Origin of the sequence: Ramlibacter sp., from assembly GCF_035627355.1 — a bacterium.
In the GTDB taxonomy this organism is placed as follows: Bacteria; Pseudomonadota; Gammaproteobacteria; order Burkholderiales; family Burkholderiaceae_C; genus Ramlibacter.
Map to the genome: position 1 here is coordinate 19,788 of NZ_DASPLW010000008.1, position 9,513 is coordinate 29,300.

8 protein-coding genes are annotated in these 9,513 nt (G+C 70.7%); 4 read left to right on the forward strand and 4 right to left on the reverse strand.

Annotated elements, in window-relative coordinates:
• Positions 1–55 precede the first annotated feature (55 nt).
• The gene (locus VEC03_RS03195) at positions 56–616 is read left to right on the forward strand and encodes a DUF2062 domain-containing protein (RefSeq protein ID WP_324912691.1); all 561 of its coding nucleotides are present in this window, start codon (positions 56–58) and stop codon (positions 614–616) included.
• 4 nt (positions 617–620) lie between these two features.
• Here VEC03_RS03195 and VEC03_RS03200 read toward each other — a convergent pair whose 3' ends face one another.
• Positions 621–1,406 (reverse strand): SDR family oxidoreductase, encoded by a 786-nt coding sequence (locus tag VEC03_RS03200; RefSeq protein WP_324912692.1) that lies wholly within the window; start codon positions 1,404–1,406, stop codon positions 621–623.
• Positions 1,407–1,487: 81 nt separating this feature from the next.
• On the opposite strand from VEC03_RS03200, the gene VEC03_RS03205 reads away from it, so the two are divergent.
• The gene (locus VEC03_RS03205) at positions 1,488–1,868 is read left to right on the forward strand and encodes a hypothetical protein (protein ID WP_324912693.1); all 381 of its coding nucleotides are present in this window, start codon (positions 1,488–1,490) and stop codon (positions 1,866–1,868) included.
• A 9-nt stretch (positions 1,869–1,877) separates the two neighbouring features.
• Here the strand turns inward: VEC03_RS03205 and VEC03_RS03210 are convergent, their stop codons facing one another.
• Positions 1,878–2,552: a nucleoside-diphosphate sugar epimerase gene (locus VEC03_RS03210; protein WP_324912694.1), complete on the reverse strand. Its 675-nt coding sequence runs from the start codon at positions 2,550–2,552 to the stop codon at positions 1,878–1,880.
• A 585-nt stretch (positions 2,553–3,137) separates the two neighbouring features.
• Positions 3,138–4,862 carry a DEAD/DEAH box helicase gene (locus VEC03_RS03215; RefSeq protein WP_324912695.1) on the reverse strand — a complete coding sequence of 575 codons (1,725 nt, stop codon included), beginning with the start codon at positions 4,860–4,862 and terminating at the stop codon, positions 3,138–3,140.
• 227 nt (positions 4,863–5,089) lie between these two features.
• On the opposite strand from VEC03_RS03215, the gene VEC03_RS03220 reads away from it, so the two are divergent.
• Both VEC03_RS03220 and ettA read left to right on the forward strand, forming a co-directional pair.
• On the forward strand, positions 5,090–7,288 hold the full coding sequence (locus tag VEC03_RS03220) for a DUF1631 family protein (protein WP_324912696.1): 2,199 nt from the start codon (positions 5,090–5,092) through the stop codon (positions 7,286–7,288).
• A gap of 143 nt (positions 7,289–7,431) precedes the next feature.
• Positions 7,432–9,099, forward strand: coding sequence for an energy-dependent translational throttle protein EttA (ettA, locus tag VEC03_RS03225; RefSeq protein WP_324912697.1), 1,668 nt, complete (start codon positions 7,432–7,434; stop codon positions 9,097–9,099).
• A gap of 74 nt (positions 9,100–9,173) precedes the next feature.
• Here ettA and VEC03_RS03230 read toward each other — a convergent pair.
• A partial coding sequence (locus VEC03_RS03230; protein WP_324912698.1) for a P1 family peptidase occupies positions 9,174–9,513 on the reverse strand: 340 nt, incomplete at its 5' end.

The following is a 9,513-nucleotide window of genomic DNA, read 5'->3' on the forward strand; positions in this document are numbered from 1 at the left end:
GTGATCGCGCCGCAGATGTTGCCGCCCTGACAGTTTCGCCGCGCTAATCTTGCGCATGCTCGAGAGATGGCGGGCACTGGTCCCGACGCGCGATGAATTGCAGCGCAACCGCTGGCTGCGCTGGCTCGGGCCTGCGCTGCACCACCCGCGTCTGTGGCACCTGAGCCGCCGCGGCCTGGCGCTGGGGATCGCGCTGGGCGTGTTCTTCGGCCTGCTGATCCCGCTGGCGCAGATCCCGTTCTCGGCGGCGGCGGCCGTCGCGTTGCGCGCCAACGTGCCGGCGGCGGTGGCCAGCACCCTGGTGACCAACCCGGCCACCTTCGGGCCGATCTACTACGCGGCCTGGCGGGTGGGCGCGGCGCTCCTCGGCGAGGAGGGGCCGGCGCCCGGCGAGGAACTGCCCGAAGTGGAGCCGGCCGAAAGCGCGGTGCCGGATGCCGGCTGGTTCAGCCGCGCGATGCGCCAGGTCGCCGCCGTCGGCAAGCCGCTGCTGCTCGGCCTGTCGATCTTCGCCGTCGGCATGGGCCTGCTGTCGTACTTCCTGGCGTCCTGGATCTGGTCGCTGCGGGTGCGGCGGCGGCGCAAGCGCCGGCTGGCCGCGCGCGGCGGCACCTGAGGACTCACACCGGCACGGTGTAGTTCAGCGTCATCCGCCCGCCGTCCACCACCACGATCTCGCCCGTGACGTAGCTGGCCGCATCGCTGGCCAGCCAGGCGACCACGTCGGCGATCTCCGAGGGTTCGCCCAGGCGCTTCATGGGGGTGCGGCTCATGATGCGGTTCTTCGCGTCCTCGCTGGTCAGCACCGCCTTGGCCGCGAGTTCGGTAGCAATGGTGCCTGGCGCGACCGCGTTGACGCGGATTCCCTTGTCGGCCAGCGCCAGCGCCATCACGCGCGTGAGCTGGTTGATGCCGCCCTTGCTCACGTTGTAGCTGGCGATGGTGGGGATCGCCAGCACCCCGTTGACCGAGCTCATGTTGACGATGGCGCCGCGGCCGGCCTTGGCCATCTCGCGTGCCGCGGCCTGGCCCACCAGGAACGATCCCTTGAGGTTCACTCGCAGCACGGCATCGAAGTCGGCCTCGCTCACCTCCAGGAAGTCCGCGGCCTTGAAGATCCCGGCGTTGTTCACCAGCACGTCGATGCGGCCGTGCCGGCGCATGGCCTCGGCCACCAGCGCATCGACCTGCGCCTTGTCGCCCACGTCGCAGTGCACGAACAGGCCGCCGAGCTCGGTCGCCAGGGCCTGGCCGCGCGAGTCCTCGATGTCGGCGACCACCACCTGCGCGCCGTCGGCGGCCAGCCGGCGGGCGCAGGCCTCGCCGATGCCCTGGGCGGCGCCGGTGACGATGCAGACGCGGCCGTCGAGGCCGAAGCGGATGGAGGGGTTGGGGGTAGCAGCCATGGCGGCCATCGTAGTACGCGCGCCGATCGGGGCCGCTACCATGCGCCCTTCCGCGCCATCGCGACCACGCACCCAGCCCCCATGAACTTCACCAAGGTCGTCCTCTTCACCGACACCGACGGGCGCGCCCGCTTCCGCGAGGAATCCGTGCCGCTGGACCAGGGCAAGCCCGAGGCCCGGCTGTCGGCCCTGCTGCCAGCCAGCGGCGCGCAGCTGCGGCACAGCCCGGTGGGCTTTCGCAGCAGCTTCCATTGCTCGCCGCACACGCAGTGGGTGTTCATCCTGTCCGGCGCGATGGAGATCGGGCTGCAGGACGGCAGCACGCGCGTGTTCGGACCCGGCGAGCACTTCTGGTCGGCCGATCTGCTGCCGGCCGGGGCCACCTTCGACCCGGCGGTGCATGGGCACCGCAGCGCCCAGGTGGGCGACCAGCCGCTGGTGACGCTGTTCGTGCGCGACTGACGCGCGGCTTCAGCGCCGCGCGGCCCCCTGCATGCGCCCCGAGAGCAGCACCGTGGTGCCGCGCGACCCCGGCAGGGCCTGCAGCAGCGCGGCGGCCACGTCGGCGGCCCGGATCGAGCGGTAGTTGGCGGGAATCAGCGGGCGCAGCGAGGTGCTGAGCTTGAGCGCAAGCTGTTCGCCGGATCGCACCGGCTGGCCCAGGGTGTGCCGGTCGCCGGCCAGGAACGAAGGCCGGGCGATCACCAGCGCTTCGTAACCCAGGCCGCCCAGGGCCTGTTCGAGCTCGCCCTTGACCCGGTTGTAGAAGATCGACGACCGGGCGTCGGCGCCCATGGCGCTGACCAGCCCGAGGCGGGTGGCGCCGGCTTCGCGCGCCGCGCGTGCGACCGCGAGGTTGGCGTCGTAGTCCACGGCGCGGAACGCGGGCTGGCTGCCCGCGACCTTGATGGTGGTGCCCAGGGCGAGATAGACCTCGTCGGCCGGTGGCACGGGCGCGAGCGCGCCGAAGTCCACGCGGTGCTGCACCAGCTTGGGATGCGAAGCGGGCAGCTCGCGCCGCGCCAGCGTGTGGACCTGGCCGATGCGCGCATCCGCCAGCAAGCCGGCGAGGAGTTCGCGACCGACCAGGCCGGTGGCGCCGGCGAGCAGGGCGGTGCGGGAGGCGGGCGGCGCGGTCGGTGGCATGCGCGGATTCTGCGCCTCAGGTCGTCGCTATGCGCGCCTGCCGTCATCCCCGCGAAGGCGGGGATCCAGAGCTCCCGCATTCGGCAGCACGCACGGCGCGCATCAAGACCGTCGAGCTGAGGCCTGGGGGCGCGGCGGGCGGCGCCGGACGTTGCTTCATGGTGTGGCGGCCCCTGCTCGCTGACGCTCGCAGGGGCTTCCCGCGAAATTTCTCCGGCCTGGGGCGGGCGGCGAAACTCGTTGTGCTCCTTCGTCGCACTACTCAAACAGTCGCCGCCAAGTCAGTGCACGGTCGCGCGCCTGCGGCGCGCTGCCCCAGTCCGGAGAAATTTCGCGGCACCACACAAATCAGCCCCGCCCGGCGCCGCCCGCCGCGGGAACGGCTCTGCGGGTGCGAGCACGAAATGAGCCCCCGGTCGATGCGAACAGGTCCCGGACAGCAGTGCGCGAAGGCGGGAAAGCTACCGCGTTTCGCGAGTGCCGGAGACCTGCCTGGATCCTCCGTCTCCGCCAAGGAGGACGGAAAAGGAAAAGGGCGCCTCGCCTGGAAAGACGAAGGCGCCCCCGGAGGCGGAGACGAAGCGCTTACCGCCCGTAGCCGCGCGAGCCACCGCGGCTGCGGTTGCCGCTGCCGCCGCCGCGCCGGTTGCCGGCGCCCATGGCGTCGATGCTGGTGCGCATCGGGTCGGGCTGGCCGCCGCCGCTGGCCGGGCGGCGCACGCCGATGGTGTCGCGCCGGCTCGGCAGGTTGGTGCGCAGCGGATCGACGTTGCGCGGCATGCGGTCCTCGCGATCGTCGAACGCGTCGTCCTGCACGTCGTGCGCCACGCGGGGCTGCTGCGGTGCGCGGTGCGCGCCGCCGCCGTTGTGCGAGCGTCCGTTGTGCGAGGGCGCCGGGCCCTGGCCCGCCGGGCGGCTGCGCTGGGCGCCGTTGGCACCGTCGCGCCGAGCCGATCCGTTGCGCGCGCCATTGGCGGCCCCGTTGCCGTTGCCGCGCGACTCGCCGCCGGCCGGCTTGCGCTCGCCCTTGTTCTCGCGGATGCGCTGCATCATTTCCTGGCGCGCCGCCTTGGCGGCCGCGGCCATCACCTCGCGGCTGGGCGGCTTGCCAGCGCCGCCCCACAGGGTCTGGCGGCCCATGGCGATGGGCTCGGCCCGCTCGTCCGGTTCGGGGCCGAAGCCCTCGATCGACTGCACCGCGATCTGCTGCCGGGTGAAGCGTTCGATCTCCTGCATGAAGCCTTCCTCGTCCAGGCACACCAGGCTGACCGCCTGGCCTTCCTTGCCGGCCCGGCCGGTGCGGCCGATGCGGTGGACGTAGTCTTCCGGCACGTTGGGGATCTCGTAGTTCACCACGTGCGGCAGGTCGTCGATGTCGATGCCGCGGGCCGCGATGTCGGTGGCAACCAGCGCGCGGATCTCGCCGCTCTTGAAGCCGGCCAGGGCCTGGGTGCGGGCGCCCTGGCTCTTGTTACCGTGCAGGGCCATGGCCGTGATGCCGTTCTTGTTCAGGAATTCGGCCACGTGGTTGGCGCCGAACTTGGTGCGCGTGAAGACCAGCACCTGGCTCCAGTCGTGCTGCTGGATGATGTGGGCCAGCAGCTGCTTCTTCTTCGCGCGGCCCACCGGATGCACCACTTGGGTGATTCGCTGGACCGTGGTGTTGCGAGGTGTGACCTGGATGCTACGCGGATCGCGTAACAAAGCGTTTGCAAGGTCACGAATTTCATCACTGAAGGTGGCCGAGAACAGCAGGCTCTGCTTGTCCTTGGGCAGCAGCGCCAGCACCTTCTTCACGTCGTGGATGAAGCCCATGTCCAGCATGCGATCGGCTTCGTCCAGCACCAGGATCTCGACGGTGGACAGGTCCAGGTGGCCCTGCTGCTGCAGGTCGAGCAGGCGGCCCGGCGTGGCCACCAGGATGTCCACGCCCTTCTTGATGCGCTCGATCTGCGGGTTCATCCCCACGCCCCCGAAGATGACCGTGGAGGACAGCGGCAGGTGCTTGCCGTAGGTGCGGACGGACTCTTCCACCTGGGCGGCGAGTTCGCGCGTCGGCGTCAGCACCAAGGCCGCGATGCCGTCCTTGCCGAACTTGTTGGTCTTGCCCTGGCCCTTGGAGAGCTTGTGCAGCAGCGGCAGGGTGAAGGCGGCGGTCTTGCCGGTGCCGGTCTGCGCGCCGGCGAGGAGGTCGTGGCCTTCGAGGACGGCCGGGATGGCCTGGGCCTGGATGGGGGTGGGGGTTTCGTAGCCCTGCTCGCGCACGGCCTTGAGGATGGCGGGTGCCAGATTCAGTTCGTCAAAGGTCATTGAACACTTGAGCGCCAACCGTGGCGCGGGGTATCGGCCTGTACGACGCCTGCAGCGCCGAGCCAGTCAAAGGCAGATGGGGTTGAGGTCGGGAGCCTGGCGGCAGCGGGGCCGTTGACTCCCCGGCGAAATCGCCGAGCCCGCGCAAGCGACTGCTTTTTCACGCGGGAGCCCGCATTGTCGCATGCTTCGCAAAGCTGAGCCGGCTGGCCATAATGAACCGGACCATGGCCAAGATGCTTCCACGGCGAATCGGTGTCGCGGACGATCCGACGGCAACGCAGCCCAACCTCAACGACTGCCTCGCGACCATGCTGCAGCAGGCGCAGCCCCTGATGGCCGAAGTGGTGCAGGGACTGGTCCGGGGCGCCGCACCGGTCGGCCCGCAGAGCGTGGCCGCCTTCCAGCAGCCCGGCATCAAGGAGGCGATCGCTGCGCTGCAGGCGCAGTCCGTCGCCGTCCAGGCCACCTACCAGGAGGAGCTGACGCGCATCGCGCGCGAGGGTGGCGGCAAGGAACAGGTGCAGACCGAGGTGCTGCGCTACGAGGACCTGCAGCTGTTCGGCGACGACGAGCTCGACCAGAGCATCGAGGTCGCGCGCGCCCAGCAGGAAGTGTCGTTTGCCGTGGACGACGTGCTGCCCACCGTGGACGCCCTGCTCAGCACGCTGCTGGGCTGGCGCACCATCCAGCCCGGCCTCAATCCGCTGCGGCCCGAGGTCTTCGTGCGTGCGCTGCAGGCCACGCTGGCGGCGCACGTGCCCGATGCGCAGGCGCGCGAGACGCTGATCGCGCCGGCGGGCGGCCTGCTCGGCGCGCAGCTGCGGCGCCTGTACCGGGAGCTGTCCGACTGGCTGCTGTCCACCGGGGTCGAGCCCGCGGTGCCGGTCGGCGGCAAGCTGCAGCAGGGTGGCGGTGCGCAGGGTGCGCCGGCCAGCGGCAGCATGGCCAGGACCCTGCTCACGCTGGATCGCCTGCGCAAGCTGCTGGCCGGTGATTTCGACGCACCCGCCGGCAACGGCAAGATGGAGTTCCTGCACACGGTGCCGGCCTCCATGGCCCTGCTGCAGGAGCTCAAGCAGGTCGATGCGCTGGTCAAGAGCCTGGAGGCCCGGCCGAAGGCGCCGGCGCCGGCCCCTGCCCAGCCGGTTGCGGCCCACGAGGGCGCGCCCATCCGGCTAGGCCACCAGCTCGGCCAGGAGGTGCTGCGCCTGATGTTCGAGACGCTGGCCAAGGACACGCGCCTGCTGCCCGGCTTCAAGGAGCAGCTCGGCCTGATCGAGCCGGCGGTGCGCAAGCTCGCACAGCAGGATTCGCGCTTCTTCAGCGACCGCGCCCACCCGGCGCGCCAGTTCCTCGACCGGGTCACCCAGCGCAGCCTGGCCTTCCAGGGCACCGACGACCCGGGCTGGAAGCGCTTCCTCGATTCGGTGCAGTACGCCGCGCACTGGCTGAACGAAAGCAAGGTGGTCGATGCCGGCACCTTCGCCGAACTGCTGGAGCACCTGCAGAAGGTCTGGACCGAACAGGACCAGGCCGTCCGCCAGCGCCGGGAAGAGGCCGCGCGCGCGCTGCAGCATGCCGAGCAGCGCAACCTGCTGGCGCAGAAGCACGCCGCGGAGTTCGTGCAGGCGGCCGAAGGCCTGGACGTCGCCCCGTTCGTGATCGACTTCCTCAAGGGCTCCTGGTCGCAGGTGGTGGCCGAGGCGCAGCTCACCTGCACGGACGGCTCGGACGACCCGTTCGGCTACCGCGCGCTGGTCGACGACCTGGTCTGGAGCGTGCAGAAGTCCACCGCGCAGCGGCGCCGCGCGCACAGGCTGGCGCGCATGGTGCCGGCGCTGGTGGCCAAGCTGCGCGAGGGCCTGGAGCGCATCGCCTACCCGGCGGAGCTGACGCAGCGCTTCTTCGACGATCTGGGCGCGCTGCACGCCGCCGCACTGCAAGGTGCGCAGGAGGAAGCCCGCCGGCGCGCGGCCGAACTGGAGTCGGCGCCCCCGCCGGCCGGCGCGGAGCCGGAGGCCGAGCCGTGGCTGGCCGACAGCGAAGTGCAGGAGTCGGGCTGGCTGGGCCAGGACTCGCTGCTGCCCCAGGAACTGGCGGCCGCCGGCATCCCGTTCGACGATTCCGATTCGCCGCACGAGCCGGTGGCCGGCGCCGCCGACCTGCGCACCGGCACCTGGGCCGAACTGGTGGTGGAAGGCCGCTGGATCCGGGTGCAGCTCACCTGGGCCAGCCCGCACGGCACCCTGTTCATGTTCACCTCGCTGTCCGGCACGGCGCACTCCATGTCGCGGCGAACCCTGGAGCGGCTGCGCTCGCAGGGCTCGCTGCGCGTGGTCGCCGACCGCCCGGTGGTGGACGACGCGCTGGACCAGGTCGCCAAGGCGGCGCTGAAGAACAGCCTGGACGGCGGGCAGGGCTGACCGGGGCCCGCCGGCGCGTCGGTGCGCGCCGGCCGCAGGGAGATGGCGGGGCAGCGATCCCCGTCCGAATGACGCACCCAGCCCTGCGGCAATCCCCAGCGGGGATAATGCGCGGTTTCGCCCGGCATTCCTACCAAGCTCCCATGGCCCAGTACGTCTACACCATGAACCGCGTCGGCAAGATCGTGCCGCCGAAGCGGCAGATCCTGAAGGACATCTCCCTTTCGTTCTTTCCCGGCGCCAAGATCGGCGTGCTCGGCCTCAACGGCTCGGGCAAGTCCACGCTGCTGAAGATCATGGCCGGCCTCGACACCGAGATCGAGGGCGAGGCCACGCCGATGCCGGGCCTGAAGATCGGCTACCTGCCGCAGGAGCCGCAGCTCGATCCCGAGCAGACCGTGCGCGAGGCGGTCGAGAGCGGCATGGGCGAGGTGGCCGACGCCAAGCAGCGGCTGGAGGAGATCTACGCCGCCTACGCCGAGCCCGACGCCGACTTCGACAAGCTGTCGGAGGAGCAGCAGAAGCTCGAGGCGGTCATTGCCGCCGCCGGCGCCGAGGGCGACTCCGAGCACCTGCTGGAGATCGCGGCCGACGCGCTGCGCCTGCCGCCCTGGGACGCGGTGATCAAGAACCTGTCGGGCGGCGAGAAGCGCCGCGTGGCCCTGTGCCGCCTGCTGCTGTCCAAGCCCGACATGCTGCTGCTGGACGAGCCCACCAACCACCTGGACGCCGAATCGGTCGAGTGGCTGGAGCAGTTCCTGCAGCGCTTCCCCGGCACGGTGGTGGGCATCACCCACGACCGCTACTTCCTGGACAACGCCGCCGAGTGGATCCTGGAACTGGACCGCGGCCGCGGCATCCCGTGGAAGGGCAACTACAGCACCTGGCTGGAGCAGAAGGAAGCGCGCCTGGAGGCCGAGCAGAAGGGCGAGGAAGCCCACGCCAAGGCCATGAAGCGCGAACTGGAGTGGGTGCGCAAGAACGCCAAGGGCCGCCAGTCCAAGAGCAAGGCCCGCCTGGCCCGCTTCGAGGAGCTGTCCGACGTCGAATACCAGAAGCGCAACGAGACCAACGAGATCTTCATCCCGGTGGCCGATCGACTGGGCACCGAGGTGATCGAGTTCGAGAACGTCTCCAAGTCCTTCGGCGACCGGCTGCTGATCGACAACCTCAGCTTCAAGGTGCCGGCCGGCGCCATCGTCGGCATCATCGGCCCCAACGGCGCGGGCAAGTCAACGCTGTTCAAGATGATCGCCGGCAAGGAGCAGCCCGATTCGGGCACGGTGAAGATCGGCAAGACCGTCAAGCTGGCCTTCGTCGACCAGAGCCGCGACGAGCTGTCGGCCGACAAGACCGTCTGGGAAGACGTCTCCGGCGGGCTGGACATCATCACCGTCGGCAAGTTCCAGATGGCCAGCCGCGCCTACTGCGGGCGCTTCAACTTCAACGGCGGCGACCAGCAGAAGAAGGTCGGCACCCTGTCCGGCGGCGAGCGCGGCCGCCTGCACCTGGCCAAGACGCTGATGCAGGGCGCCAACGTGCTGCTGCTGGACGAGCCCTCCAACGACCTGGACGTGGAAACGCTGCGGGCGCTGGAGGACGCGCTGCTGGAGTTCGCCGGCAGCGTGATGGTCATCAGCCACGACCGCTGGTTCCTGGACCGCATCGCCACCCACATCCTGGCCGCCGAGGGCGACAGCCAGTGGGTGTTCTTCGACGGCAACTACCAGGAGTACGAGGCCGACAAGAAGAAGCGGCTGGGCGAAGAGGGCGCGAAGCCGAAGCGCGTCCGCTTCAAGGCACTCAAGTAAACCTCTCGTCATCCTCCGCGCAGGCGGAGGATCCAGCGCAACGCGCGGGCGAGCACGGCGGAGCCGTCCGGGGCCTAGAGCTCCGACGCCGCCGGCACCCGCACGCCGTCCACCGTCATCCCGCGCGCCATGCGCACGGCCCGCACAGTGGCCAGCGCCACCGCCTCGGCGGCCATGGTGGCCAGCAGCATCATCTCCGCCGCCCGGCCCGACGCACCGGTGCCCAGGGCGAACAGCGTGTCGCCGTCCAGCAGGGTGTGCGCCGGGTTGATGGCCCGCGCGAAGCCGTCGTGGCCCACGGTCGCCAGGCGCGCGGCCTGGGCCTTGGTCAGCACGGCATCGGTGGCGATCACGCCGATGGTGGTGTTGCTGCCGGGGATCAGCCGCTTGGGCGGCACGCCGGCCAGCAGGGCG

Coding starts and splice junctions, on each gene's coding strand:
- VEC03_RS03195 (WP_324912691.1), top strand. CDS start 56: ATGCTCGAGAGATGGCGGGCACTGGTCCCGACGCGCGATGAATTGCAG.
- VEC03_RS03200 (WP_324912692.1), bottom strand. CDS start 1,406: ATGGCTGCTACCCCCAACCCCTCCATCCGCTTCGGCCTCGACGGCCGC.
- VEC03_RS03205 (WP_324912693.1), top strand. CDS start 1,488: ATGAACTTCACCAAGGTCGTCCTCTTCACCGACACCGACGGGCGCGCC.
- VEC03_RS03210 (WP_324912694.1), bottom strand. CDS start 2,552: ATGCCACCGACCGCGCCGCCCGCCTCCCGCACCGCCCTGCTCGCCGGC.
- VEC03_RS03215 (WP_324912695.1), bottom strand. CDS start 4,862: ATGACCTTTGACGAACTGAATCTGGCACCCGCCATCCTCAAGGCCGTG.
- VEC03_RS03220 (WP_324912696.1), top strand. CDS start 5,090: ATGGCCAAGATGCTTCCACGGCGAATCGGTGTCGCGGACGATCCGACG.
- ettA (WP_324912697.1), top strand. CDS start 7,432: ATGGCCCAGTACGTCTACACCATGAACCGCGTCGGCAAGATCGTGCCG.